At 61.4% G+C, this 24,495-nt stretch carries 26 protein-coding genes; 14 read left to right on the top strand and 12 right to left on the bottom strand.

All coding sequences use genetic code 11. The features are described from left to right. Nucleotides 1–23: 23 nt before the first annotated feature. The 10 genes from nuoN to KHO30_RS31020 all read left to right on the top strand — a co-directional run bounded on the left by nuoN (nt 24) and on the right by KHO30_RS31020 (nt 7,620). Entirely contained in the window at nt 24–1,496 is a 1,473-nt protein-coding gene (gene nuoN / locus KHO30_RS31060; RefSeq protein ID WP_093639649.1) for an NADH-quinone oxidoreductase subunit NuoN, read from the top strand. Beyond that, a complete protein-coding gene (locus KHO30_RS31055; RefSeq protein WP_054034952.1) occupies nt 1,496–1,792 on the top strand; it encodes a DUF2818 family protein in 297 nt (98 codons plus the stop codon). The genes nuoN and KHO30_RS31055 overlap by 1 nt, the downstream gene beginning before the upstream one ends. A gap of 42 nt (nt 1,793–1,834) precedes the next feature. Next, complete coding sequence (locus KHO30_RS31050; protein ID WP_200653034.1) at nt 1,835–2,419, top strand: NUDIX domain-containing protein; 585 nt, start codon at nt 1,835–1,837, stop codon at nt 2,417–2,419. A 347-nt stretch (nt 2,420–2,766) separates the two neighbouring features. Continuing rightward, nucleotides 2,767–3,015: a hypothetical protein gene (locus tag KHO30_RS39360; protein ID WP_244864174.1), complete on the top strand. Its 249-nt coding sequence runs from the start codon at nt 2,767–2,769 to the stop codon at nt 3,013–3,015. A gap of 50 nt (nt 3,016–3,065) precedes the next feature. Next, nucleotides 3,066–3,590, top strand: a complete 525-nt coding sequence (locus KHO30_RS31045) for a helix-turn-helix transcriptional regulator (RefSeq protein ID WP_200653035.1) — start codon at nt 3,066–3,068, stop codon at nt 3,588–3,590. 251 nt (nt 3,591–3,841) lie between these two features. Continuing rightward, entirely contained in the window at nt 3,842–4,267 is a 426-nt protein-coding gene (locus tag KHO30_RS31040) for a DUF1178 family protein (RefSeq protein ID WP_093639658.1), read from the top strand. Between the two features lie 48 nt (nt 4,268–4,315). Then, nucleotides 4,316–5,512, top strand: coding sequence for an acyl-CoA dehydrogenase family protein (locus tag KHO30_RS31035; protein WP_211703239.1), 1,197 nt, complete (start codon nt 4,316–4,318; stop codon nt 5,510–5,512). A 10-nt stretch (nt 5,513–5,522) separates the two neighbouring features. Then, entirely contained in the window at nt 5,523–6,650 is a 1,128-nt protein-coding gene (locus KHO30_RS31030; RefSeq protein ID WP_211703238.1) for an acyl-CoA dehydrogenase family protein, read from the top strand. A gap of 35 nt (nt 6,651–6,685) precedes the next feature. Further along, nucleotides 6,686–7,144: a MaoC family dehydratase gene (locus KHO30_RS31025; protein ID WP_093639668.1), complete on the top strand. Its 459-nt coding sequence runs from the start codon at nt 6,686–6,688 to the stop codon at nt 7,142–7,144. Continuing rightward, entirely contained in the window at nt 7,141–7,620 is a 480-nt protein-coding gene (locus tag KHO30_RS31020) for a MaoC family dehydratase (protein ID WP_211703237.1), read from the top strand. The genes KHO30_RS31025 and KHO30_RS31020 overlap by 4 nt, the downstream gene beginning before the upstream one ends. Before the next feature lie 149 nt (nt 7,621–7,769). Here the strand turns inward: KHO30_RS31020 and KHO30_RS31015 are convergent, their stop codons facing one another. From KHO30_RS31015 to KHO30_RS30990, 6 genes are all read right to left on the bottom strand, one after another. After that, entirely contained in the window at nt 7,770–8,471 is a 702-nt protein-coding gene (locus KHO30_RS31015; RefSeq protein WP_093639674.1) for a glutathione binding-like protein, read from the bottom strand. Between the two features lie 128 nt (nt 8,472–8,599). Beyond that, nucleotides 8,600–9,859 (bottom strand): acyl-CoA dehydrogenase family protein, encoded by a 1,260-nt coding sequence (locus KHO30_RS31010; protein ID WP_175052875.1) that lies wholly within the window; start codon nt 9,857–9,859, stop codon nt 8,600–8,602. Between the two features lie 62 nt (nt 9,860–9,921). Beyond that, nucleotides 9,922–11,028, bottom strand: a complete 1,107-nt coding sequence (locus KHO30_RS31005; protein ID WP_211703236.1) for a phosphotransferase — start codon at nt 11,026–11,028, stop codon at nt 9,922–9,924. A 20-nt stretch (nt 11,029–11,048) separates the two neighbouring features. Next, nucleotides 11,049–11,765 carry a histidine phosphatase family protein gene (locus KHO30_RS31000; protein ID WP_211703235.1) on the bottom strand — a complete coding sequence of 239 codons (717 nt, stop codon included), beginning with the start codon at nt 11,763–11,765 and terminating at the stop codon, nt 11,049–11,051. Nucleotides 11,766–11,786: 21 nt separating this feature from the next. Further along, nucleotides 11,787–12,575 carry an oxepin-CoA hydrolase, alternative type gene (locus KHO30_RS30995; protein WP_211703234.1) on the bottom strand — a complete coding sequence of 263 codons (789 nt, stop codon included), beginning with the start codon at nt 12,573–12,575 and terminating at the stop codon, nt 11,787–11,789. Next, a complete protein-coding gene (locus KHO30_RS30990) occupies nt 12,572–14,128 on the bottom strand; it encodes a 3-hydroxyacyl-CoA dehydrogenase (RefSeq protein WP_211703233.1) in 1,557 nt (518 codons plus the stop codon). The genes KHO30_RS30995 and KHO30_RS30990 overlap by 4 nt, the downstream gene beginning before the upstream one ends. Before the next feature lie 126 nt (nt 14,129–14,254). Here KHO30_RS30990 and KHO30_RS30985 point away from each other — a divergent pair, with 126 nt between their 5' ends. Then, nucleotides 14,255–14,902, top strand: coding sequence for a glutathione S-transferase family protein (locus tag KHO30_RS30985; protein WP_154567309.1), 648 nt, complete (start codon nt 14,255–14,257; stop codon nt 14,900–14,902). A 112-nt stretch (nt 14,903–15,014) separates the two neighbouring features. On the opposite strand, the gene KHO30_RS30980 is transcribed toward KHO30_RS30985, so the two are convergent. Then, complete coding sequence (locus KHO30_RS30980) at nt 15,015–16,187, bottom strand: pyridoxal phosphate-dependent aminotransferase (RefSeq protein WP_211703232.1); 1,173 nt, start codon at nt 16,185–16,187, stop codon at nt 15,015–15,017. A gap of 127 nt (nt 16,188–16,314) precedes the next feature. Next, on the bottom strand, nt 16,315–16,803 hold the full coding sequence (locus KHO30_RS30975; RefSeq protein WP_093639700.1) for a putative toxin-antitoxin system toxin component, PIN family: 489 nt from the start codon (nt 16,801–16,803) through the stop codon (nt 16,315–16,317). 57 nt (nt 16,804–16,860) lie between these two features. Here KHO30_RS30975 and yaaA point away from each other — a divergent pair, with 57 nt between their 5' ends. Together yaaA and KHO30_RS30965 are read left to right on the top strand one after the other, a co-directional pair. Beyond that, nucleotides 16,861–17,643: a peroxide stress protein YaaA gene (yaaA, locus tag KHO30_RS30970; RefSeq protein ID WP_093639703.1), complete on the top strand. Its 783-nt coding sequence runs from the start codon at nt 16,861–16,863 to the stop codon at nt 17,641–17,643. A gap of 34 nt (nt 17,644–17,677) precedes the next feature. After that, nucleotides 17,678–18,832, top strand: coding sequence for a M14 family metallopeptidase (locus KHO30_RS30965; RefSeq protein WP_093639706.1), 1,155 nt, complete (start codon nt 17,678–17,680; stop codon nt 18,830–18,832). A 117-nt stretch (nt 18,833–18,949) separates the two neighbouring features. On the opposite strand, the gene KHO30_RS30960 is transcribed toward KHO30_RS30965, so the two are convergent. The 4 genes from KHO30_RS30960 to KHO30_RS30945 all read right to left on the bottom strand — a co-directional run bounded on the left by KHO30_RS30960 (nt 18,950) and on the right by KHO30_RS30945 (nt 22,875). Beyond that, a complete protein-coding gene (locus KHO30_RS30960; RefSeq protein ID WP_211703231.1) occupies nt 18,950–19,615 on the bottom strand; it encodes a BspC domain-containing protein in 666 nt (221 codons plus the stop codon). Between the two features lie 166 nt (nt 19,616–19,781). Next, on the bottom strand, nt 19,782–20,456 hold the full coding sequence (locus KHO30_RS30955; protein WP_093639753.1) for an energy-coupling factor ABC transporter permease: 675 nt from the start codon (nt 20,454–20,456) through the stop codon (nt 19,782–19,784). A gap of 112 nt (nt 20,457–20,568) precedes the next feature. After that, on the bottom strand, nt 20,569–21,444 hold the full coding sequence (locus tag KHO30_RS30950) for a response regulator transcription factor (protein WP_093639756.1): 876 nt from the start codon (nt 21,442–21,444) through the stop codon (nt 20,569–20,571). A 216-nt stretch (nt 21,445–21,660) separates the two neighbouring features. After that, nucleotides 21,661–22,875 carry a DUF2863 family protein gene (locus KHO30_RS30945; RefSeq protein WP_054034941.1) on the bottom strand — a complete coding sequence of 405 codons (1,215 nt, stop codon included), beginning with the start codon at nt 22,873–22,875 and terminating at the stop codon, nt 21,661–21,663. A 271-nt stretch (nt 22,876–23,146) separates the two neighbouring features. Between KHO30_RS30945 and KHO30_RS30940 the strand changes: the two genes are divergently transcribed. After that, nucleotides 23,147–24,262: an AI-2E family transporter gene (locus KHO30_RS30940; protein WP_200655444.1), complete on the top strand. Its 1,116-nt coding sequence runs from the start codon at nt 23,147–23,149 to the stop codon at nt 24,260–24,262. Nucleotides 24,263–24,495 lie beyond the last annotated feature (233 nt).

Raw genomic sequence — 24,495 nt, 5'->3', positions numbered from 1 at the left:
CAGAGCGGAGGAATTTAAAGATCATGCAAAACGCCCCTATGACTGCCCTGTTGCCCGACGCACTGGTGATGCTCGCCGTTGTGGTCGCGTGGCTCAACGACACGTTCGTCGGCCAGGCCGGTCGCCGTACCACGTATTTCATCGCGTTCTTCTCGACGCTGATTGCCGGCATCTGGTTCGCGGTGAACGCGTTCGATCCGCAGGTCCACTACTTCTTCGGTCACATGTATGTGGTGGATTCGTTCGCCAGCGTGATGAAGGCGGTGGTGACGCTCGGCTACGCTGTGTCGATCGTTTATTCGCGCCGGTACCTCGAGGATCGCGGGCTGTTCCGCGGCGAGTTCTTCCTGTTGGGCATGTTCTCGTTGCTCGGTCAGCTCGTGATGATCTCGGGCAACAACTTCCTGACGCTGTACCTCGGTCTGGAATTGATGTCGCTGTCGCTGTACGGTGCGATCGCACTGCGTCGTGACGCGGCGCCTTCGAACGAAGCAGCAATGAAGTACTACGTGCTCGGCGCGCTGGCTTCCGGCTTCCTGCTGTACGGCATTTCCATGCTGTACGGTGCAACCGGTTCGCTCGACCTGAACGAAGTGTTCAAGGCGATCGGCACGAGCCACTACGATCCGAGCGTGCTGCTGTTCGGCGTGATCTTCATCGTGGCAGGCGTGGCGTTCAAGATGGGCGCAGTGCCGTTCCACATGTGGGTGCCTGACGTGTATCAGGGTGCTCCAACGGCCATGACGCTGATGGTCGGTGGTGGCCCGAAGGTGGCGGCATTCGCGTGGGGCCTGCGCTTCCTCGTGATGGGTCTGCTGCCGCTGGCGGTCGAATGGCAGGAAATGCTGGTGATCCTGGCAGCGCTGTCGCTGATCGTCGGCAACATCACCGGTATCGTGCAACGCAACGTCAAGCGGATGCTTGCGTATTCGGCGATCTCGAACATGGGCTTCGTGCTGCTGGGCCTGCTGGCCGGCGTGGTCGACCACAAGACCACGGGCGCCGCCAACGCGTACGGCTCGGCGATGTACTACAGCATCGTCTACCTGATTACGACGATGGGCACCTTCGGCATCATCATGCTGCTGGCACGCCGCGATTTCGAAGCGGATACGCTCGAAGACTTCAAGGGTCTGAATCAACGCAGCCCGGTGTTTGCGTTCGTCATGATGGTGATGATGTTCTCGCTCGCCGGTATCCCGCCCGCGGTCGGCTTCTACGCCAAGCTCGCGGTGCTGCAGGCAACCATGAATGCCGGCTTGACTTGGCTGACCGTGCTGGCCGTGATCACTTCGTTGTTCGGTGCCTTCTACTACCTGCGTATCGTCAAGCTGATGTACTTCGACGAACCGCAAGACAAGTCGCCGATCCTCGCCGACACGAGCACGCGCGCTTTGCTGGCGCTAAACGGTGTTGCCGTGCTGGTGCTCGGTATCGTGCCGGATCCGCTGTTGAAGGCCTGCCTGCAGGCTATCCAGCACACGCTGCTGCTCTGATGTCGGCTGCGGGTTGGTTTATCGTGTTGTTGGCGCTGGTCGGCGCCAACCTGCCGTTCCTGAATCAGCGCCTCTTCGCCGCCGTGCCGTTGAAAGCGGTGAAGAAGAGCGCGTGGATCCGGATTGCCGAGTTGATCGTGCTGTATTTTGTGGTCGGTGCGCTCGGTTTCCTGCTGGAAGCGCGCGCGGGTAACCGCTTCGAACAGGGGTGGCAGTTCTACGCGATCACGTTCGCGCTGTTCGTCGTATTCGCATTTCCTGGCTTTACCTTCCAGTATCTCGTCAAACGTCGCTGACGGCGTCTCGCCGTCGCGCACCACGCTGTCCAGAGGTCGCATATGGCTGAACTTCCCGATCACGACGCTGCGCTCACCGAGACCTGTCTCGAGAGCAAAACGATCCATCAAGGGCCATTCCTCACGCTCAAGTGCGATACGGTCCGCTTGCCCGACGGTAAGAAGGCCACTCGCGAGTACGTTCAGCATCCAGGCGCCGTGATGGTGATTCCGCTATTCGACGACGGCCGCGTGTTGCTGGAAAGCCAGTATCGCTATCCGATGGGCAAGGTCATGGTCGAGTATCCTGCGGGCAAGCTCGATCCGAACGAAGGCGCGCTGGCCTGCGCGAAACGCGAGCTGCAGGAAGAGACCGGCTATACGGCGCGCGAGTATGTTTATCTGACGCGCATTCATCCGATCATTTCCTACTCGACCGAATTCATCGATATTTACCTGGCGCGCGGGCTCACTGCCGGCGAGCGCAAACTCGACGACGGCGAATTCCTCGAACTGTTCACGGCCAGCGTCACCGATATGCTGGAATGGGTACGCACGGGCAAGGTGACGGACGTGAAAACCATCATTGGCACGTTCTGGCTGGAAAAAGTTTTGGCGGGTACCTGGCCAATGGCCGCGCCGCAATAGCGCGCACGGTTCAGAACGCAAGAACGCTAAACGGGCGCGGCTCACACGCCGGTTAGAAAATCCGCAAAAAGCCCCTGTTGGTCTACGACCGGCAGGGGCTTTGTCATTGTGGGCGCGATATCGACTCAATGCGTAACCCCCCGTGTCTGAAAAACGGGCTCCAGTCCTATGCCATTTGACAGTCTCGCCCCGTAGCCGTTGTCACTCTAGTATCGACATCTGGCAACGAGGTTTGTTATCGCACTTATTTTGGATAGCGAAGGGTGTGGGACATATTTGGTTATGACCGTGCTCGCATGGTTGTCACTTGACAACCATGCGAGCACGGGCTAAATTGGAGGGCATAGATGGTTCGTGGAGTCCATTCAAAGAAAGAGGTCGAGGCCGCGCTGGTTTACGCTGAAAGAAACGGCTGGCGCGTGCAAGGCGGCGGCAAAGGTCACGCGTGGGGAAAGATTTACTGTCCGTACAACGACGCGGAATGCCGTTGCGGCGAGTTTTGCATCTCGAGTGTGTGGCGTACGCCAAAGAATCCCGGCAATCACGCAAAGCACCTCAGGCGCATTGTCGACAATTGCACGACACGTCGGCAGTAAAAGTGTTCGAAGGGCAAAGGCCCGCAGTTGAATGAAGGTAGGAGTAGCTTATGGAATATGTGTTCACCTTGAAGTACCGGCTCTCGGCCGAAGACTGCGATCTTGATGAGATCGTCGAACGACTGGGCGAAGCTGGATGCGATGACGCTACGATCGGCGTGGGGCAACCGGGGCGCATGGCACTGGTTTTTGCTCGCGAAGGCACGTCGGCGTTCGAAGCGCTCGTCAGCGCACTCAAAGATATCAAGCAGGCAGTGCCGTCTGCGCGCCTTGTCGAGGCGGGGCCGGATTTCGTCGGCCTGACGGATGTCGCTGAGGTCGCGGGCGTGTCACGGCAGAACATGCGTAAGCTGATGCTGAGCCACGCAATCGACTTTCCGCCGCCGGTTCACGAGGGCAGTGCGTCGGTGTGGCATCTGTCGGACATCCTGGGTTGGCTGACCGAGCGTGGCGGGTATGACATCAAGGCGGACGTATTCGATGTCGCGAAATCGGCCAAACAGATCAACCTTGCCAAAGAGGCGCGTGAAATCGAACCGCAACTTAACCGCCGGCTCGAATTTCTGGAGGCTTAAAAGGTGCGCAGCGGCCAGCTGCGCGAACCTATGAACTCCATACAACCAGCGTGCTTTTTTATTGACGGGTTCGGTGTGCCGCTCACCGATTGAGCGACCTTCGGCAGCCCACTGCGCAAAGCGTTAAAATCGCGCACCGCGTTCGATTTGTCAGCGACGCCTGGTGTCAACGCGCCGTCCGTAAAAATTTACGAACGACCGTTCACAAATTTCCATTTTGCGCTAAACTGGCACGCAAGCCCTGATTCCACATGAAGGTCCTCGATTTACAGTGTCCGCATGGCCATCGGTTCGAAGGCTGGTTTGCTTCGGCTGATGACTTCGAGTCGCAGCAGTCCCGCAAGCTCGTCGAATGTCCGATCTGCGGTGCGAACGAAGTGAGCCGTCTGCCGTCGGCGCCCCGACTGAATCTGTCGGGAGCGACCGAAGCGAAAGTCCCTGCGGATACGGGAGAAATGCAGGCGCGCGTCATGCGTGCCTTGCGCGAGGTACTGGAAAAGACTGAGAACGTGGGTGACCGCTTCGCCGAGGAAGCACGGCGCATTCACTACAACGAAGCGCCTGCACGCAATATTCGCGGTGTCACGACACCGGAAGACGCGAAAGCTTTGGTCGAAGAAGGCATCGAAGTGATGCCGTTGCCGGTCCCGGCTGCCTTGAAGGAACCGCTGCAATAGCGCAGTGGCTCACTGGCGGCGGGCGGTTGCGGCCAGGAGACACGACGCATGAATCTGGACTATTCCCCCGCTGACGACGCATTCCGCGCCGACATCCGCGCCTGGCTCGAAGCGAATCTGCCTCGCGAGCTGAGCGACAAAGTACTCAACCACAAGCGTCTGAACCGCGAAGACTTCGCGGGTTGGCACAAGCTGCTCGGCACGCGCGGCTGGTCGGTCGTCGCGTGGCCAAAAGAATACGGCGGCCCGGGCTGGGACGCCACCCAACGGCATATCTGGGACGAAGAGTGCGCGCGTATCGGCGCGCCGTCCGTGCTGCCGTTCGGCGTCTCCATGGTGGCACCCGTGCTGATGAAGTACGGCAATGAGGCGCAGAAACGCCACTATTTGCCGCGCATTCTCGACGGCACGGACTGGTGGTGTCAGGGCTATTCCGAACCGGGCTCCGGTTCCGACCTGGCCTCGCTGCGCACCCGCGCCGAGCGCGTTGGCGATCACTACGTGGTCAACGGCCAGAAAACCTGGACCACGCTCGGCCAGTACGCCGACATGATGTTCTGCCTCGTGCGCACCGATAGCGGCGCGAAAAAACAGGAGGGCATCTCGTTCCTGCTGATCGACATGAAAACGCCCGGTATTACCGTGCGCCCGATCATCACGCTGGACGAAGAGCACGAAGTCAACGAAGTCTTTTTCGAAGACGTGAAAGTGCCGGTCGAGAATCTGGTCGGCGAAGAGAATCGTGGCTGGACCTACGCGAAGTACCTCCTCGGGCACGAGCGCACCGGCATTGCGCGCGTCGGGCAATCGAAGCGCGAACTGGTATTCCTGAAACGCCTCGCGCTGGATCAGAAGAAGAACGGCAAGCCGTTGCTGCAAGATCCTGTATTCGCCACGAAAGTCGCAAGTCTCGAGATCGAAATGATGGCGCTCGAAGTTACCGTGCAACGTGTGGTCGCCAATGAAACGGGCGGGCGTGGGCCGGGTCCGGAAGCCTCGATGCTCAAGATCAAGGGCACGGAAGTGCAGCAGGCGCTGACTGAGCTGATGTTCGAAGCGGTCGGGCCGCTCGCCGCGCCATTCGACGTGCCATTCCTCGAAGGCGAACGCGAACATAGCCTCGCCGGCGACGATGACGCCGCGCCGCTGGCCGCGTACTACTTCAACTTCCGCAAGACGTCGATTTACGGCGGCTCGAACGAAATTCAAAAGAACATCATCGCGCAGATGATTCTCGGACTCTGAGGAGCGGCGCATGGACTTCACTTTCAACGACGAACAACAGCAATTCGCTGACGCGCTGCGCCGCTACCTTGATAAGAGCTACGGGTTCGAAGCGCGCCAGGCGATCGTGCAATCGGAAGCCGGTATGTCGGACGCGCACTGGACAGCTTTTACCGAACTGGGCCTGACTGCGTTGCCGGTGCCGGAAGCCCAAGGTGGCTTCAACGGCAGCCCGATCGACATGCTGGTGGTCATGCAGGAGCTCGGGCGCGCTCTGGTGGTCGAGCCGTATTGGGCGACCGCTGTGGGTATCGAGGCGCTGCGGCTGGCGGGCACCGGGCAGGGCGAAGACGCGTCGCTGCTCGAACGTGCGGCCCAGGGCGAGATCAAGCTGGCAGTGGCATTTCACGAGCCGCACGCTCGCTACGATCTGTTCGAGGTCGACACGGTTGCGAACGGCCAAGGCAATCAGCTGGCGTTGACCGGCAAGAAATCGGTTGTGCTGCACGGTGCGCAAGCGGATTACTGGATCGTGCCGGCTCGGCTGAATGGTGAGATCGCGCTCTTTGTCGTCGCCCGCGATGCGGCCGGCGTCAAAGTCACCGACTACCGCACAATCGACGGCCAGCGCGCCGCGACGCTCGAGTTCGATGGCACGCCTGCACGCCAGCTCGCCGGCAAACACTCGGGTGCCGCAGCGCTCGAGCACATTGCAGACTACGGCACGGTATTGCTGTGCGCGGAAGCGGTCGGCGCGCTCGACGCACTGAACCATGCAACGGGCGAGTACACCAAGACGCGCCAGCAGTTCGGCCAGCCGATCGCACGTTTCCAGGCGCTACAGCATCGTATGGTCGAGATGTTGATTCACGCCGAGCAGGCGCGTTCGATCACTTATCTCGCGGCTGTGCGTTACACCAGCGCAGACGCCGACGAACGTCGCCGCGCCGTCTCCGCAGCGAAGACGCGGGTCGGGCAGGCCGCCCGTTTCGTCGGTCAGCAGGCGGTGCAGTTGCACGGCGGCATGGGCGTCACGAACGAGGTCGCCGCGGCGCATCTGTTCAAACGCCTTGCTATCATCGAAACCACATTGGGCGATGTCGATCACCATCTCGCGCGCTTCGCCGCGCTGCCCGGTTTTGTCTCGACCGAAGCCTGATCAGCCGGTCGAATCGGATAAGAAAGAGGTGTGCGATGGGTCTGAGTTACGAGGACATGGTAGTCGGCACGACTACAGAAATCGGCAAGCATACTTTCACGCGTGAAGAGATCGTCGAGTTCGCGGAGAAGTTCGATCCGCAGCCATTCCACGTGGACGACGCTGCAGCCGCAGCGTCGCCGTTTCGCGGACTGGTCGCAAGCGGCTGGCATACCTGTTCGGTCATGATGGGCATGCTGGTGCGCAACGCGATCGCGGGTTCCACCTCGATGGGCTCGCCCGGTATCGACGAGATTCGCTGGCTGAAGCCGGTACGTGTCGGCGACACGATCACGATGATGAACGCGGTACTCGACAAACGTGTTTCGGAGAGTAAGCCGGATCGCGGCATCGTTTCGACGCAGTGGGAAGGCATCAACCAGCACGGCGAAACCGTGATTACGGTGCGTTCGAAAGGTTTGTTCGGACTGCGCAATCCGGGCGCCGCGTCATGACGGGCGGCAACGCGGTAGCCGCCGTAACGTTTGGAGACGCAGCGGCGTTGCGTGCGTTGATTGGCGCTGAGCCGCTCGTTAGCGACTGGCTGACGGTCGATCAGGCAAGCGTCGATCGTTTCGCTGAGGCCACCGGCGATCATCAGTGGATTCACGTCGACCCCGAACGGGCGCGGCGTGAGTCACCGTTTGGTGGGCCGGTCGCGCATGGGTTCATGACACTATCGTTGATTCCGGCGTTGCTCGGCAAGACAGTGGCGCTTAAGCAGCGGATGGGTGTCAACTACGGATTGAATCGTGTGCGGTTTACGTCGCCGGTGCTGGTCGGCTCGCAGTTGCGCGCCCGGTTTGCGGTGGAATCCGTTACCGACGTCGACAACGGCGGTGTGCAGGTCGAGTGGAATGTGACGCTGGAGCGGCAGGGCAGTGAGCGGCCGGTCTGCGTCGCGGAGTTCATCACGCGGCACTATTTCTAACCGTTCACAGCCGACCGGTTGGCAAAAAAGCGCGAGTGGCAGTGATGCCGCCTCGCGCTTTTTTATTTCGATGCCTCAACAGATGGCAATGCCGCAGTCGTTGTCAGTGCGAACGAGCGCGCCGATGCCATAGATCGGCGGCACGACGACTACCGCTTCGCGTACTGCGTCGCGCCGAACAGCATCTCCTTAGCCTTGTCGTCCATGAGCGGCTTGCGGGCTGACGCCAGCACCTCGACACCGCGTACCACCGCCGGACGCGCGGCAATTTCTTCATGCCACCGCTTCACATTCGGGAGCGTATCCAGCTCGATGCCCTGGTTTTGCCACGAGCGCGTCCACGGAAATGCGGCGATGTCAGCGATCGTGTAGTCGTTGCCGGCCAGATATCGAGTCTTGCCGAGCTGCGTATCCATCACGCCATAGAGACGCCGCGTTTCGTTCGTGTAGCGATTGATTGCGTATTCGATCGGCTCCGGCGCGTAGATGCGGAAATGATGCGTTTGCCCAAGCATCGGACCGATGCCGCCCATCTGGAACATCAGCCACTGCAGGGTGGCATAGCGTGCGGCCGGATCAGTCGGCAGGAATTTGCCGGTTTTCTCGGCCAGATAAATCAGAATCGCGCCTGATTCGAATAGCGCGAACGGCTTGCCGTCGGCGTCTTTGGGACCTTCGGAATCGGTGATTGCCGGAATCTTGTTGTTCGGGCTAATCGCGAGGAACTCGGGTTTGAACTGGTCGCCCGCGCCGATATCGACGCCGTGCGCCGTGTACGCGAGGCCCGTTTCCTCGAGCATGATGTGAACCTTATGGCCGTTCGGGGTTGCCCAGCTATAGACGTCGATCATCCTGGCTCCTTCGTTTCGTGAAAGCGGCGCCACAAAGGGCGCCGCTGTTGACGAAAATTAGAGCATAGATCGGCCAATGCTGCTGGCGGTGAACCCGCGCGCGGTCGGCTGCCGCCCCGACCTCGATCTCAAACCCGCGTAATCGGCGTTTCCACTTGGGCCGCAGCACCCGCATCCATATAACGCGCCAGTTCGAGCTTTGCGATCGCGTTGCGGTGCACTTCGTCGGGGCCATCGGCGAAGCGCAACGTTCGCGCGTTGGCGTACGCATACGCCAACGGGAAATCGTCGCTGACGCCGCCACCGCCGTGCGCCTGAATCGCCCAGTCGATCACCTGGCATGCCATATTCGGTGCGACCACCTTGATCATGGCGATCTCGCCACGCGCGCCCTTGTTGCCGACCGTGTCCATCATGTACGCGGTCTTCAGCGTCAGGAGGCGCGCCTGTTCGATCATGCAGCGCGCTTCGGCCATGCGCTCCTGCGTGACGCCCTGTGCGGAAACCGGCTTGCCGAAAGCGACGCGTTGCATGGAGCGTTTGGCCATGAGTTCGAGCGCGCGCTCGGCGAGACCGATCAGGCGCATGCAGTGGTGGATGCGGCCCGGTCCGAGGCGCCCTTGAGCGATTTCGAAGCCGCGGCCTTCGCCGAGTAGCATGTTGGTAGCTGGCACGCGCACGTTTTCGAGCGTAATTTCCATGTGGCCGTGTGGCGCGTCGTCGTAGCCGAATACGGTGAGAGGGCGGTGCACGGTGATGCCTGTGGCATCGGCGGGAACGAGGATCATCGACTGCTGCGCATGACGCGGCGCCTCAGGATCGGTCTTGCCCATCACGATGTAGACCTTGCAGCGCGGGTCCCCCGCACCGGATGACCACCACTTGTGGCCATTGATCACGTAGGTGTCGCCATCGCGCACGATGCTCGTCTGGATATTGGTCGCGTCCGACGACGCCACCTCTGGCTCGGTCATCAGAAACGCCGAGCGGATCTGCCCTTGCAGCAGCGGTTCGAGCCATTCGCGCTTGTTGTCGTCGCTGCCGTAGCGCTCGATCGTTTCCATGTTGCCGGTGTCGGGCGCATTGCAGTTGAATACTTCCGGCGCCCAGGGCACACGACCCATGATCTCGCAGAGCGGTGCGTATTCAAGATTCGTCAAACCGGCGCCGCGTACCGATTCAGGCAGAAACAGGTTCCACAAACCGGCGTCGCGTGCTTTCTGTTTCAGTTGTTCGATCAGTTCGGTCGGCAGCCACGCGTTGCCGTTCTGACGATTGCGCGCGATCTCGGCATAGAACGCCTGCTCGTTCGGATAGATGTGCTCGTCGAAGAAGGCGAGCAGTTTCTCGCGCAGCGCCTGCACCTTCGGGGTGTAATCGAAATTCATGTATGACCTCGCGGATGACGAATGACGTTTGTTCAGGAACGCAATCTGGTGCGCCGATTTGCCTAACGTACTTTCTGTGCGTAGCGCCAGGCGAGTTCGGCCATCGGCTTCGCGCGACGGCCGGCATCGAGCGCCTGAGCGCTGGCCGCGGTGCCGTCGACTACACGCTTCATGATCCCTTGCAGGATCGCGGCAATGCGGAACATGTTGTACGCGAGATAGAAACTCCAGTCGCCGTGGATCTCGAAGCCGGTGCGCTTGCAATAGCGCTCGACGTACTGTGCTTCGTCGGGAATGCCGAGGGCCGCCCAGTCTAGGCCCGCAATGCCGCGGAATTGCGCCGGGTCGACGTGCCACGCCATGCAGTGATAGGCGAAATCGGCGAGCGGGTCGCCGAGCGTCGATAGTTCCCAGTCGAGTACGGCCAGTACGCGCGGCTCGGTGGGATGGAAGATCAGGTTGTCGAGCCGGTAGTCGCCATGCACGACCGAGGCGAGCTCGCCCGTTTCCGCCGGCATGTGTTGCGGCAGCCATTCGATCAGACGCTGCATTGCGTCGATCGGTTCGGTTTCTGATGCGACGTACTGTTTGCTCCAACGGCCGATCTGGCGTGCGAAGTAATTGCCCGGTTTGCCGTAGTCGGCAAGACCGATTGCCGTGACGTCGACGCTATGCAGCGCGGCGATCACGCGATTCATTTCGTCGTAAATCGCGGCGCGCTCCGCGGGTGTCATGCCGGGGAGAGACTGGTCCCACAGCACGCGGCCTTCGACGAACTCCATCACGTAGAACGCCCGGCCGATCACACTTTCGTCTTCGCACAATGCGAGCATGTTCGCGACCGGCACGTCAGTGTCGGCGAGCGCATGCATCACGCGGTATTCGCGTTCGACAGCGTGCGCCGAGGGCAGTAACTTCGCGGCTGGCCCGGGCTTCGCGCGCATCACGTACGAGCGCGACGGCGTGACGAGTTTGAAGGTGGGGTTCGACTGGCCGCCGGCGAATTGCTCCAACGTGAGTGGCCCGGCAAAGCCGTCGACATGCTGGCTTAGCCACGCGGCGAGCGCGTCGCTGTCGAAGCGTTGCCGCTCGTTGACCGGACGCGTGCCCTCGAAGGCCGAGTAATCCGGTTTCTGTTCTGGTTCGCCGGTCTGTGTGGCTTGCACCATGTGTCTCCTCCAGTTCGGGTTCAGCTACGCTTGTATTGAATGAATTGTGCGTAGAGCATTTCCATCGTGGTGTTGCGAACGTCGCGATGGAGCGGCGACGGCGGTGAATAATTGATCTCGCGCAGCACCCAGTCGCGTGGCTCGGCGCCGACGTCGAGCGCGTTGATGCAGCCGGTGGCCTGCGCCAGGTGGCCGAAGAAAGTACGGCCGCCGGCGGTGAGCGCGTGCGACAGAATCGCGCGATTTACGCCGCCGTGCAGTACCAGCAGCACGGTGTCCCACGATGTGTCCTCGCGCAACGCCTCTACCGCGGGCAACACGCGGTCGAACAACGCGCCGATGGTTTCGCCGTCGAGAAAGCGTGTGCTTTCCGGCACGACGCCATCGAACACGCCGAGAAATGCCGCTTCGATATCCTGCGGCGGAATGTTGCTGAGCTTGCCGCCGCGAATTTCCTGCCATGCCGGCTCGATGTCGAGTTCGATCTGCTGACCGGTCTCGGCCAATACGCGCTGCGCCGTTTCGACCGTGCGCGGCAAGCCGCTCACGATCACCCGATCGAACCGGACCTGCTGCTCGGCGAATACGCGGCCTGCCGCGCTGGCCTGTTCGCGGCCATTCGCATTCAACGGCACCGTTTCCGGATCGATCGCGCGGCCGCTGTCGTCGAAGTAGGTTACGTCGCCGTGACGCATCAGGAAGATGCGGCGGCGCTTGGGGAGTTGATAGTCAGGCATCGTCCCTTCGTTCGCTTATGTTTACTTGTAGACCGGAGCGCGTTTTTCGAGGAACGCTGAAATGCCTTCGAGACCGTCGCGATGGTGCAGTGAGGCGACGAAGCTGTCGCGTTCAGCAACCAGATGTTCGGCGAGTGGTTGTGCACCGGCCGCGCCGATTAGCCCCTTGATGCGCGCGACCGAATTCGGCGAAATCTTGCCGATCTCGTCGGCCCAGGCGACAGCGGTGTCGCGCACGGCGCCGGTCTTCGCTAGCTTGTTGACGACACCGAGATCGTAGAGACGCGAGGCGCCGATCGGTTTGCCTTCGATTAGCACTTCGGTTGCCAGTTGACGTGGTAAGGCTTGCGCGAGAAACCACGAGCCGCCGCCATCGGGCGTGAGACCGACGCGTGCATACGACATCACGAACTTGGCGTCTTTCGCGGCGACGATCAGATCGCACGCGAGTGCTAATGAAAATCCCGCGCCGGCAGCGGCGCCATCGACGGCGGCGATCACCGGCTTCGACGATAAACGCAGCGCCGAAATCCATTCGCCGAGCAGATCGATGCTCTCCGCCTGCACCGACGGATCCTTCGCGCGGTTTTCCAGCAGACGGTTCAGATTGCCGCCGGCACAAAAGAAGTTGTCCGCGCCGGTAATCACAACAGCGCGGATTGACGGATCGCGCTCCACCGATTCGAGCGCTTCGATGCCCGCGGCATACATATCCGGATGCAGCGCATTGCGTGCGCCGGGGTTCGACAGCGTGAGGACCAGCGTCGATTCGCTTTCGGTCGGGCGTGAGGTCAGCAGTTCGGCGCTCATTGTTGGGTCTCCGTTTGAGTGTCGGCAGCGTCGCGTTGCGTCAGCGGCAGGCCAAGTTGCGCGCGCCGTGCAAGCCAGGGCGACGGACGATAGCGTGGATCGCTGAGCACGCTGAAGATATTGCGCAGGATGGTAAGGATCGTTTTCGAGCCGAGTGCATCGCCGAGTGCGAGCGGTCCGCGCGGGTAGCCGAGGCCTAGCGTCACCGCGAGGTCGATGTCCTCCGGCGTCGCGATCTGTTTTTGCGCGATGTCGCAGCCGATGTTGACGATGGTCGCCACGACGCGTTGCGCGACGAAGCCGGTCGAATCGCGAATCACGGTGACGGGAACGCCATCCGCGGCGAATAGTGCGTGCGCGGTCTCGCGTGCAGCGTGGCTGGTGGCGGGTGTGGTCATCAGGGTGCGGCGCTGCGCGGCGGCCAACGGGAAGAGGGCGTCGATAGCGACAACGCGAGTTGCATCGAGGGCTTCGTCGACGGCGGCGGTAGTCGCGTCATGACCGAACGGTGTCACGACGATCAGCGAGTCCGCTGCGGGTGTAGCGCCTTCGTCGAGCTTTACGCCGGCCTTGGCGATGAGTTGCACGACGGCTTCATGCGCCTCCGGATAGCGCTTGCTGACCCACACGCTGTGCGGCAGTTCAGTGGGTGCGGGCGCTTCTGCTGGCACTTGCTGCTTGCCGTCTTCGTAGCGATAGAAGCCTTCGCCCGTTTTGCGGCCGATCAGTCCGCCCGCGAGCCGCGTGCCCGTGATCGGCGAGGGCGTGAAACGCGGTTCTTCATAGAACTGGTGGTAGATCGATTCCATCACCGGATGCGATACATCGAGCGCAGTCAGGTCGAGCAGTTCGAACGGCCCGAGACGAAAGCCTGCCTGCTCGCGCATGATGCGGTCGATGTCGGCGAAACTCGCCACGCCTTCACCCGCTACGCGCAGGCCTTCGGTATTCATGCCGCGGCCGGCATGATTGACGATGAAGCCAGGCATGTCTTTCGCACGCACTGGCGTGTGGCCCATGCGGCGCGCGAGTTCCATCAGCGCGTCGCCGACGGCGGGGTCGCTGCGCAGGCCGTCGATCACTTCGACGACCTTCATCAACGGAACCGGATTGAAGAAGTGATAACCGGCTACGCGCGACGGATTCGTGCAGCCCGCCGCGATCGCGGTAATTGATAACGACGACGTGTTCGACGCCAGCACGCATCGCCCGCTCACCACCGTTTCGAGTTCGCGAAAGAGCGCTTGCTTCACATCGAGCTTTTCGACGATCGCCTCGACGACCAGATCGCAATCGGCCAGATCGCCGATAACTTGCGCGCCGCTCACGTTCGCCAGTGCGGCGAGCGAGCGGGCCTGGTCGAGCTTGCCTTTGGCAGTCAATTTGGCGAAAGTCTCGGCAAGGTAGTCGCGCGCCGCACCGATTGCAGCAGGGTTCGTGTCGTACAGACGCACGGTGAGGCCCGCCAGCGCGGCAATCTGGGCGATGCCACGGCCCATTGCACCGGTTCCGACAATGCCGATAGTCTCGATGCTGAAATTGCGAGAGGTCATTGTGATGCTCGACTCCATGGTTATTTTAGAATAGCACGATCGTGCAATTTACTGGATGATTGATCGAAGGCCGTTGCGTTGATTTTGACGGGCGGTCTCAAACAACCCGAAGAAAGGAGACACCCGATGATCAAGCTGTGCGGTTTCGCGCTCTCTAACTATTACAACAAGGTCAAGTTCGTGCTTCTCGAACACGGCATTCCGTTCGAGGAGGTGTTCGTGCTGCCGAGCCAGGAAGAAACCATGCTCGAGCATTCTCCGCTCGGCAAGGTGCCCTATATCCAGACCGAACACGGCGATCTGTGCGAATCGCAAGGCATCGTCGAGTATCTGGCCGCGCGTTTTCCTGACAAGGCAATTTTCTCCGCGGACCCGTGGGAAGCGGCCAAGGAGCGCGAACTGATCATGTTCGTGGATGTGCATCTCGAACTGACCGCGCGCAATCTCTACAAGGAAGCATTCTTCGGTGGCACTGTGACTGACGCGACCAAGGGGCGCGTCGAGAAACTGCTCGCGCATCACATTGCCGGCTTCAAGCGGATCGCGAAGTTCGGGCCGTATCTGCGCGGCGAACGCTTCAGTGTCGCCGACGCAGCGGGTTTTGTGAGTTTGCCGCTGGTGGGCATGGCGACGCAGACCATCTACGGCCGCGATTTCCTGCTCGATGCTGGCGTGGACTGGAAAAGCTATGTAAAGGCGATCAATGCCCGGCCGGCCGCGCAGCGCGTGACCGACGATCGCAAGGCGTATATCGCGGCCTCGCGCCCGGCTTGAGGCGTGGCGGTGGCGTTGCGGTTGAAATGAACCCGGGCGTGCAACGCACGCATGGGCCGCTGCGCGCGATGGCGAGGAACGTGGGTTCGTTCGCAGCATCGCGCGGGGCGTCCTAGAGCCGCGCCAGCCGGTCGAGCGCCGTAGCGAGGGTGGCTTCCTGTTTGGCAAAGCAGAAGCGCACCACGCCCGATTCATGCGCCTCGTGATAGAACGCCGAAACGGGAATTGCCGCGACACCGATCTCGCCCGTCAGCCATTGCGCAAATTCGGCTTCGGGCAAATCGCTGATTCCCGAATAGTCGACGCACTGAAAGTAGGTGCCCGTGCAAGGCAGCAGCCTGAAGCGTGAATTCGCGAGGCCGGCGCGGAAGTAGTCGCGTTTCTTCTGATAAAACGCGGGGAGATCCAGATACGGCGCCGGATCCTTCATGTATTCCGCGAGGCCGACCTGCATCGGCGTGTTGACCGTGAATACGTTGAACTGGTGCACTTTCCGGAATTCAGCCGTGAGCGCGGCGGGCGCGGCCACGTAGCCGATCTTCCAGCCGGTGACGTGGTAGGTCTTGCCGAAGCTCGACACCACGAAACTGCGCTGCGCCAGTTCCGGATAACGCGCCACGCTCTCGTGCGGTGCGCCGTCGTACACCATGTGTTCGTAGACTTCGTCGGACAGAATCAGTACGTTGGTGCCACGCACGATTTCTTCGAGCTTGCGCATGTCTTCCGCGCGCCAGACCGTACCGGTCGGGTTATGCGGTGTGTTGATCAGCAGGAGCCGCGTTTTCGGCGTGATCGCGGCGGCGAGCTTGTCGAACGGGATTGCGTAGTCAGGTGCGTCGAGCGTGACGAATACCGGCTTGCCGCCGGCCAGTTCGATCGACGGCAGGTAGCTGTCGTAGGTCGGCTCGACCACGATTACTTCGTCGCCCGGATGCACGGTGCAGAGAATCGCGGTCAGCAGCGCCTGGGTGGCGCCTGCCGTCACGGTGATCTCGCTGGTGGCGTCGTAGCGGCGGCCGTACAGGTTCGCGATCTTGTCCGAAATCGCCTGACGCAGCGGCGCGGCGCCCGCCATCGGCGGGTATTGATTGTGGCCGTCGCGCATGGCGTTTGCGACCGCGTCGACAATGCGGGGGTCGCAGCCGAAGTCGGGAAAGCCCTGGCCGAGGTTCACTGCGCCTTTTTCGGCGGCGAGCGCGCTCATCACGGTGAAAATCGTCGTGCCGACGTCCGGCAGGCGGGACGGAAACGAGGGACTCATGGGCGTGTCGTGCGGTGCATTCATGGCGCTGTCCGGAGCGTGGTCGAGTGAGTTGGCGAAAGACGCCGTTCGAAAAGGACGAAGCCTGATTGTAGGGAATCGCGGCCCTGCGTGCGCGCAGTCGGCCCGACGTTGGCCATCCGGCCAGGGGTCATACCGATGCGGGCTCGTCCGCGATTGCCATACAGGCGCTAACGAACGGCGCCGGCTGCGCAATCTGGAAACCGAAGTCACGCGCAATCCGCTTGGCCAGTTTCAGCACCGCGCGGTCTTTCGACACCAGCCAGTCGGCCTGTGCGGCGTGCGCGAGTTCGAGGAATTTCTGGTCGTCGCGGTCTTTGCATTTCGGCAACGGCCTGGCATTTTCCGCGGGTGCAGCGGGTTCGACCAACTGCGCGAGGCGTGCAACGACGGCAAGCGCCGCCGCCTTGTCCACATTGCGATGCACGAATTGCGGGTAGTCGAGCACGTAGGTGAGTTCGGCGAGGCAGCGCGCGTCGATCAGCGCGGCGAGCGCGCCACTTTCGAGCGCGGCGCGAATCGGCCGCGTGTGCGGATCGTCGAACACGAGAATGTCGATCCACACATTGGAATCGAGGACGACGCGCAAAGCGCCGTGTGAGGCATGGGAACCGGGCATTCGTTACAATCTGGCTTTCGTCTTTGACCGCCAGGCACGGCGTGCCTGCAAGCCTCTATGATAATCGTTCTGTCGCCGGCGAAATCGCTCGACTACGAAACCCCTCCGCACGTCAAAAAGCACACGATCCCCGATTTCGTCGACGATGCGGCCGAATTGATCGGCGGATTGCGTCTTTTGTCGCCGCAGCAGATCGGTTCGCTGATGAGCATTTCCGACCAGCTCGCGCACCTCAATTTCCAACGGTACGCGCAATGGTCGCCCAGTTTCGGCACGCACAACGCCAAGCAGGCCGTGCTCGCGTTCAACGGCGATGTGTATGAAGGCTTCAATGCCAGGACGTTGTCGTCGGCCGATCTGGATTACGCGCAGAATCACGTGCGCGTGCTTTCCGGCCTGTACGGATTGCTGCGCCCACTCGATCTGCTGCAACCGTACCGCCTCGAAATGGGGACGCGCTTTGCCAATACGCGCGGCAAGGATCTGTACGCGTTCTGGGGCGAACGGATCACGCAGGCTTTGAACGCACAATTGAAGAAGCGCGCTGCCGCCTCGCGCGTGCTGGTCAACTGCGCGTCGGGTGAGTACTTCAAGTCGGTCAAACCCAAGGTGCTCGAAGCGCCGATCATCACGCCGGTGTTCGAAGACTGGAAGGGCGGCCGCTACAAGATCATCAGTTTTCACGCAAAGCGCGCGCGCGGCCTGATGGCGCGCTACGCGGTCGAAAACCGTCTCGACAAGCCCGAGCAACTGAAGTCCTTCAACGTCGAAGGCTATGCGTTCGACGCCGAAGCCTCGAACGATTCCACCTACGTATTCCGCCGCCGCATCGCTGACTGAGCGATTGCCGCGCACACAAGCAGGGAAGAACATCATGACGTTATCGATTACGAGCAACTTCGACGCGGGCGCGATCGAAGTGCTGGCCTGTGAAGACGCCGGCAACATCCGTTTGCGCGTGCGGCCCGACAGTCACGCCGAGTTCGCGCAATGGTTTTACTTCCGGTTGTCCGGCGCGGCCGGCGAGCGCTGCGTAATGACCTTCGAAAATGCTGCAGCGTGCGCGTTCGCCGAAGGCTGGCGCGACTACCAGGCGGTAGCAAGCTATGACCGCGTGAACTGGTTCCGCGTGCCGACTTCCTACGACGGCCGCGTGTTGACGATCGACCACACGCCGGATTTCGACCGTATTTACTACGCTTATTTCGAGCCGTATAGCGAGGAACGTCACTCGGAGTTTCTCGGCGCGATTCAGCAGATGCCGCAGGCCACGCTCACGGAGTTGGGCAAGACCGTCGAAGGCCGGCCGATGTCGCTGCTGACGCTTGGCACGCCGCAAACCGGCGACACACCCAAGAAGAAGATCTGGCTGATCGCGCGTCAGCATCCTGGCGAGACGATGGCCGAATGGTTTATCGAAGGTCTCGTCAAGCGTCTCGCGGGTTGGGGCGATTGGGCGGGCGATCCGGTGGCGCGCAAGCTTTACGACCACGCAGTGTTCTACATCGTGCCGAACATGAATCCGGACGGCAGCGTGCACGGCAATCTGCGCACCAACGCGACGGGCGCGAACCTGAACCGCGAATGGATGGAGCCGGACGCAGCGCGCAGTCCCGAGGTGCTCGTGGTGCGTGATGCGATTCACGCGACCGGTTGTGACCTCTTTTTCGATATCCACGGCGACGAGGCGCTGCCGTATGTGTTCGTGGCCGGCTCCGAAATGCTGCCGGGTTTCACCGAGCGGCAGGGCGAGGAGCAGAAAGCGTTCATCGAAGCATTCAAGCATGCGAGCCCGGATTTCCAGGACAAGTACGGCTACGCCGCGAGCAAGTATCGTGAGGACGCGCTCAAGCTGGCTTCGAAGTACATCGGCAACGAATTCGGCTGTTTGTCGTTGACGCTGGAGATGCCGTTCAAGGACAACGCCAATCTGCCGGACGAGCGGGTGGGTTGGAACGGCGAACGTAGCGCATCGCTGGGCGCCGCCATGCTGCAGGCTATTTTGCGGCACGTGGAGACGTTCGCGTAACTGGACGCCGCATAGAGAAACGGGGCACACACTCTGGAAGTGTGTGCCCCGTTTTTTTGCTGGGTGCGAGCCCGGTCAGTAGTGCGGACTCGTTGACGCGGCCTTCGCTCTTGTCCGCTATTGAGTCTTCTTCGCTGGGGACTTCTTCGCGGTCGATTTGCTCGAAGGCTTGCTGGAAGTTGCTCGCGAAGATTTTCCCGAGCTTGCTTTCGAGGACTTGCCGGTCGCTTTCTTCGTAGTTTTGCCGCCGGCGGAGTGCTTGCCCTTCACATTCTTGTGCTTGCCCGAGGACGCTCGCGATCCCGTTGACCCGGTGCTGTGCGCACGGGCCGGCGGTACCGGATCGTTCCAGCTGAACGCCAGCATCTGGGCGCCCACATAGCCGCAACGGAATTTGAGATCGGCTGGATCTCCACCGCCGCTCTGGCGGATACCTAGGCCCTCGACGGTAACGATGTTGTCCACCTTGACGCGCTGCTTGCCCTCGTCGAACGAATCGTTCCAGGGCGTGACCGCGGCATGCGCGCTATCGAAGGAGCTGGGTGGAAATTCGACATGGTCGAAGGCGGTCGATGTGCTCGCAACAAAATTGCCATGGGCAGCGCAGTCCGCGACTAGCGGGTCCGCATGCATGTCATTGACAAATTTGTTGACGAGATCGTTGTGCTGTTCGAGTTGATCGGCGTATGCGGGAGCAGAGCAAATGAGCGAGAGACTCGCTGCAAATGTTGCTAACCGGCCGACCAACCGCAGCAATCGGCGCGGTACGTTGGTGCGATCCATCTAGTTCGTTAGACGCTAATAAGACATGAGGCACGTAAGATGCCTGGCGAGAGGGATGAGTTCAATCCTGACACAAATATTTTGTCCTGTCGTGGCGCGTGGACTCAGGCGCTGATGTGCCGGGATGGCAGATTGCCGTCGATACGTGCTCGATGCCGCGCTCGTGTCAGGTGCGTGGCCCGCCCAGGCGATACCGACGCACATCATAAGTGGTAACCCACGCCGGGCGGTATACCGCGATCAATGCCGTCGACATGCCCGTGAACCAGGCTTCGCCAGTGGCGAGCAGGAGCACGCTGAACGCGTAGCCGACCGGCACCACGGTCATCGAACCGTCTGCGAGTGTGATGTGAACGCCGAGCGCCGCGGCCGCGGTAAGCGACACGGCAATGGCGGGTGAGACAAAACCCTGGCCGAAGATGAACATGAAGAGGTTGCGCGGCAGCCAGGCGATGCTGGCGCGCTGGATGAGGGTGGAGATACCGACAGGCAACGCACCGAACACGAGGAAGGTCAGCGCAATACCCTGCCAGGGGGCGTCGAAGACGACAGCGGCGAGACCGGTGACGATCGCCATTGCGATCAGCGCCAGCGCCCAATCGAATAATGTGACGACCAGCGTGGCGCCGAGCAGATGCATGACAGTACCGTCGTCGAGCCACGCGTTGCTCGCCCACAGCACGGACACCGCAACGATGATTGCGAGCCAGACATGCTGGAGTGTGCCGTCTTGAAGTCGTTTGAAAGGATTTTTCCACAGCGCGAGCGCGACCACTATCGCAGTGGCGATCCAGCCACCGACAGCGACCCAGAACGGAAGCGGTGTGTAGAGGAAACCCATGTATTCCATATTACTCGTTGGACGAGAAAAGGTGTGAGCGGATTCCATGCCAGCCGGCGCGAACGCTGTGAGAAAACGCGCGTTTCGATTCTGGCGCGCGCGCCGGCTGACGTTATGCCGAACCCTGCGTGACCTGTTCCGCCGTCAATTCGGCGGGCGCATCGCCGTACGGCGTGGTCGGTTCGGCCGCCATTGGCAGCGCGTCGGCCGTGTCGTTCGCGGGCAACGGATACTGGAAGCGCCGCAGGGTGCGGCGCCGCAATGGCACCACTCCGGCTTGCCCCATTACCGGACGAACCTGACCTCCTCCATCGTTGCGCAGTACTTGCAAATGAGCCGACAGCCAGCCGTTGTACAGCGCGACTGCGGCGGCGCGGTTAGGCGCTCCGAGTTGCTGAAATATGCTGGTCAGATGGATCTTGACGGTGCCTTCACTGATGCCGAGCGTGCGCGCGATCATCTTGTTAGTGCTGCCCATGTGGACGCAGCGCATGATCTGCTCCTGGCGGGGCGACAGGCCGTTGGAAAGTTTGGCCCGGCGCGGTGGTGGACTCTTTTCATCGAACGGTCGGATGGTGGCATCCGGCGGTAGAGGAGGATTGAGCGCCAACGCGCCGGGCGGCACATAGTGACCGCCCAGCAGAACCATCTCGAAAGCGCGCACGATCAGGCATGGGTCGGTTTCGCGCGGAATCACGCCGAGCACACCTTCGTCCATGAGGTCCCGTACGACAGTTGGAGAGACCTTGTCGGTCAGCACTGCAATGCGCAGGTCCGGGTAGTGGCTGAGCAGATGACGGGTGTCGTCAACCGACATCCAGTCCTGCCAGTCGATCACGAGCAGGTCGGGCAGCAGACGCTTGAGCGTACGCTCAACCTGACGCCAATCCTGTGCTTCGTTAAAGCGCGCTAGCCGGTCGATTTGCCGCAGCAGTGCTTTGAGTCCATCGCGTCGTTCCGCGTCTGTGTTGAGTATTGAGAATCGCATGCCGTGTCTCCAGATGAATCGGGCGAAGTGGCGCGATGCGCGCGGGCCGGCGAAGGTGCCGGGCGCATTGCGATGCACCACCGGCACTATGATGACAAATTCCCTTCGGTTTGACCCCCTGTCCAAAAGGCATAGGAGGAATGACATAAAAAAAGCCCCGCGCGTGGCGGGGCTTTTTGATGTCGACTGCGGCGCAATGACGCCGACGCTGGCGGCTCAGTGGAAATGCGGTTGCGCGGGCTCCGCGTCCTCCGGCATTTCGGCGTGGACGATTTCGCCGAGCGGGTCCGCATAGAGCGGCACACCGCAGTCATCGCAATATTCCGGCTCGAAGCGGCCCGAGTGGCGGCGCACGTCTGTCACGCCGGTTTCCTTGAGCAATGCGACGATTTCTTCGAGCGGGTCATCCGACGCAGCAGTCTCTTGCGGTTCTTCATCGATGCCGGGCTCACCGTTCTCGCGGCCGTAAAGCGGCCATACAACGCCGTAGATCACATCATTGCTGCCGCGGCGTGTGAAGCCGACGCGGTATTCGTCGATACGGCGCTCGCCGAAGCCTGCGACAACCGCGCGCAATTCCTGTGGCGCCGCGCCGATCGTGTCGAACAGGTAGCGCACGGCAGTGCGTACCGTATGCGGGCGCACCCGTTCGTCGGCGTCGCGGCAGGCCGAATAATAGGCATCCGGCAGCAGACACTCGAACTCACATCCGGGCAGCACCAGCGACAGATTGGCGCCGCCTTGCGTTGCCCATTGTTCGAGGCATTGACCACGCTCAATCCGGCTGCCGTTTTCTTCTTCCTGCCAGCGAAACGCCGGCTCGCCCACCGGCGCCGCGACCACAGCCAGCAGAAAGCGCGGGTCGGCCAGGATGGGCGAGGTTTCCGGCAGTTCGCCGAAATTGAGTTTGACGTTGCCACCCGCCATGGCTGCTTGAGCGAGTTGCTGGGCGATACGCCAGGTCTCGACGTGGTGACGCGGCAGCTGGTCGATGCTGTACAGGAACGGCACCATGGCCACACGCGTATTGGCCGCGAGCACGTGCGCCTGCAGGTGCGCGCGCAGCGCGTCGGCCGCGTCCACTTTGAGCGGGCCGGAAGGAATCATGTAGCGAGTCCAGGCCAGCACGGGCGCGGCAATCAGCAGCGCTTCATAAGGAGCGCCTTCATGGTCGATGATGAACGACTCGCTGTGCGTTTCCGCCATGTCGGCGAGCGCGCCGTAAGCATCGGGATGATTCTGCTGCAGATGATCGAGTGCGGCGTCCAGCGTAGTCTGGTTGGCGTTACGGACGATCTTGGTCAGCAGCGCATCGAGCTTCGCTTCCCAGAAGCGGTCTTCGGTGCGGCTGCCCGACGCGAAAAGCGCGAGCGAGAGACCGACAAGCTTGTCGGCATCGGGGGGGAGACGTTTGGCGATTCGCGAGCGCATAAATCCGGAAATTGGGAGGCACAGAACCTTATATTCTAGTCTTTTCTATGCCGCCATATTATTTGCCTGACTATGCCGGATGGATTGGGACGTTTCCACATTAAAAATAAGCCCGTTGCAGGGGGCGCCGGATGCGTTGCGCGGCGTCCTGGCCGGATGATATAAGACATGCCCAGGGGCGCGGCCCACTTCTATACTGACCACCGTCGGTCGGCGCCTGGCAAGCGTATGTCTATTCGTCGCTGTGGTCTGGCACAACAGGAGATTCATAGTGAAATCGGACCAACTGATTGAACGTCTCGCCGCAGTGTTCGCGTTGATCATATTGGTAGGTGGCTCCCTGCTGGTGCTTGCGCCTTTTACGACCGCGCTGTTGTGGGGCGCCATTCTCAGTTATAGCTCGTGGGGCTTGTACCGGCGGCTCACTGCGGCAGTCGGTGGGCGCCGAAAGCTCGCCGCGACGTTGATCGTGCTCATCATCCTGATTGTGGTGCTCGGTCCGTTCGTCTATGCGGGCTTTGCCTTTGGCGCGCACGTTCACGACATCGTCGCGTTGGTACAAAGGCTCTTCGAGGCTGGCTTGCCGGATTTGCCGCCGTGGGTCGGACGAATCCCGCTGGTTGGCTCGAACATCGAGACGTTCTGGGCGAATGTAACGAGTAGCAACTCTGAACTGATCGCGCAAATGCGTGCGCTGGCGGCGCCGGCCGGCAAGTGGATTCTGGCGGCTGCGATTGCCGTTACGCATGGTTTGGGTTTGCTCGCGCTGAGCATCGTGCTCGCGTTCTTCTTCTACACCGGAGGGGAGGGCGCGGCGGCCTGGTTGAGGGCGGGCATGCGCCGCATCGCCGGCGAACGCGCTGATTACTTGCTGGCGCTGGCGGGCAGTACGGTGAAGGGCGTGGTCTACGGGATTCTCGGCACGGCGCTTGTGCAAGGCATTCTTGCCGGCTTCGGTTGCTGGATTGCGGGCGTCCCGGCGCCGGCGCTGCTCGGGCTGGCGACGTTCTTCCTGTCGGTGATACCGGGCGGCCCGGTGGTCGTCTGGTTGCCTGCGGCAATCTGGCTGTATCACGGCGACTCAACTGGCTGGGCGATCTTTCTGGTCGTGTGGGGCGTGTTGGTCGTCGGCATGTCCGACAACGTCATCAAGCCGATCCTGATCGGCAAGAGTAGTGATATGCCGCTGATCCTGGTGATGCTGGGTATTCTGGGCGGGGCGTTTGCCTTTGGCTTCCTCGGTGTGTTCATCGGCCCGACGTTGCTGGCGGTTGCTTATACCGTGCTGCACGATTGGACGATCGGTGCCCCAGTAGTGGACGCTCTGGCGCCCGACATGAAAGTGCCGGTTGTCGATGAGCCGGGGCGCATAGAAAAGGCGCCTTGAAATAAATTCCAGATATGGCTTGCAAGGGGCCGTGCGGCTCGCTAGAATCTCGCTCTTTCGTGCTTCGGACGCCGGGGCACGGGAAGTGGGAGAGCCAGCAGTGGCAAGGCTTTGCGCGAGGCGGGCAGGTTCAGGAAGTTAGAAAAACCTGTTGACGGCGTAGCGAAAGTTCTTCATAATCTCGTTTCTCTGCTGCTGATGCAGCGACGCAGAACGAAGCGGTGCCGGGTAGT

It is taken from the genome of Paraburkholderia aspalathi (genome assembly GCF_905220735.1).
Classification (GTDB): Bacteria; Pseudomonadota; Gammaproteobacteria; order Burkholderiales; family Burkholderiaceae; genus Paraburkholderia; species Paraburkholderia aspalathi.
This window is presented reverse-complemented; position numbering and strand designations above follow the sequence as displayed.

What these genes read in the sequence shown, in the direction of transcription:
- nuoN (WP_093639649.1), top strand. Translation starts at nt 24, where the DNA reads ATGCAAAACGCCCCTATGACTGCCCTGTTGCCCGACGCACTGGTGATG.
- KHO30_RS31055 (WP_054034952.1), top strand. Translation starts at nt 1,496, where the DNA reads ATGTCGGCTGCGGGTTGGTTTATCGTGTTGTTGGCGCTGGTCGGCGCC.
- KHO30_RS31050 (WP_200653034.1), top strand. Translation starts at nt 1,835, where the DNA reads ATGGCTGAACTTCCCGATCACGACGCTGCGCTCACCGAGACCTGTCTC.
- KHO30_RS39360 (WP_244864174.1), top strand. Translation starts at nt 2,767, where the DNA reads ATGGTTCGTGGAGTCCATTCAAAGAAAGAGGTCGAGGCCGCGCTGGTT.
- KHO30_RS31045 (WP_200653035.1), top strand. Translation starts at nt 3,066, where the DNA reads ATGGAATATGTGTTCACCTTGAAGTACCGGCTCTCGGCCGAAGACTGC.
- KHO30_RS31040 (WP_093639658.1), top strand. Translation starts at nt 3,842, where the DNA reads ATGAAGGTCCTCGATTTACAGTGTCCGCATGGCCATCGGTTCGAAGGC.
- KHO30_RS31035 (WP_211703239.1), top strand. Translation starts at nt 4,316, where the DNA reads ATGAATCTGGACTATTCCCCCGCTGACGACGCATTCCGCGCCGACATC.
- KHO30_RS31030 (WP_211703238.1), top strand. Translation starts at nt 5,523, where the DNA reads ATGGACTTCACTTTCAACGACGAACAACAGCAATTCGCTGACGCGCTG.
- KHO30_RS31025 (WP_093639668.1), top strand. Translation starts at nt 6,686, where the DNA reads ATGGGTCTGAGTTACGAGGACATGGTAGTCGGCACGACTACAGAAATC.
- KHO30_RS31020 (WP_211703237.1), top strand. Translation starts at nt 7,141, where the DNA reads ATGACGGGCGGCAACGCGGTAGCCGCCGTAACGTTTGGAGACGCAGCG.
- KHO30_RS31015 (WP_093639674.1), bottom strand. Translation starts at nt 8,471, where the DNA reads ATGATCGACGTCTATAGCTGGGCAACCCCGAACGGCCATAAGGTTCAC.
- KHO30_RS31010 (WP_175052875.1), bottom strand. Translation starts at nt 9,859, where the DNA reads ATGAATTTCGATTACACCCCGAAGGTGCAGGCGCTGCGCGAGAAACTG.
- KHO30_RS31005 (WP_211703236.1), bottom strand. Translation starts at nt 11,028, where the DNA reads ATGGTGCAAGCCACACAGACCGGCGAACCAGAACAGAAACCGGATTAC.
- KHO30_RS31000 (WP_211703235.1), bottom strand. Translation starts at nt 11,765, where the DNA reads ATGCCTGACTATCAACTCCCCAAGCGCCGCCGCATCTTCCTGATGCGT.
- KHO30_RS30995 (WP_211703234.1), bottom strand. Translation starts at nt 12,575, where the DNA reads ATGAGCGCCGAACTGCTGACCTCACGCCCGACCGAAAGCGAATCGACG.
- KHO30_RS30990 (WP_211703233.1), bottom strand. Translation starts at nt 14,128, where the DNA reads ATGACCTCTCGCAATTTCAGCATCGAGACTATCGGCATTGTCGGAACC.
- KHO30_RS30985 (WP_154567309.1), top strand. Translation starts at nt 14,255, where the DNA reads ATGATCAAGCTGTGCGGTTTCGCGCTCTCTAACTATTACAACAAGGTC.
- KHO30_RS30980 (WP_211703232.1), bottom strand. Translation starts at nt 16,187, where the DNA reads ATGAATGCACCGCACGACACGCCCATGAGTCCCTCGTTTCCGTCCCGC.
- KHO30_RS30975 (WP_093639700.1), bottom strand. Translation starts at nt 16,803, where the DNA reads ATGCCCGGTTCCCATGCCTCACACGGCGCTTTGCGCGTCGTCCTCGAT.
- yaaA (WP_093639703.1), top strand. Translation starts at nt 16,861, where the DNA reads ATGATAATCGTTCTGTCGCCGGCGAAATCGCTCGACTACGAAACCCCT.
- KHO30_RS30965 (WP_093639706.1), top strand. Translation starts at nt 17,678, where the DNA reads ATGACGTTATCGATTACGAGCAACTTCGACGCGGGCGCGATCGAAGTG.
- KHO30_RS30960 (WP_211703231.1), bottom strand. Translation starts at nt 19,615, where the DNA reads ATGGATCGCACCAACGTACCGCGCCGATTGCTGCGGTTGGTCGGCCGG.
- KHO30_RS30955 (WP_093639753.1), bottom strand. Translation starts at nt 20,456, where the DNA reads ATGGGTTTCCTCTACACACCGCTTCCGTTCTGGGTCGCTGTCGGTGGC.
- KHO30_RS30950 (WP_093639756.1), bottom strand. Translation starts at nt 21,444, where the DNA reads ATGCGATTCTCAATACTCAACACAGACGCGGAACGACGCGATGGACTC.
- KHO30_RS30945 (WP_054034941.1), bottom strand. Translation starts at nt 22,875, where the DNA reads ATGCGCTCGCGAATCGCCAAACGTCTCCCCCCCGATGCCGACAAGCTT.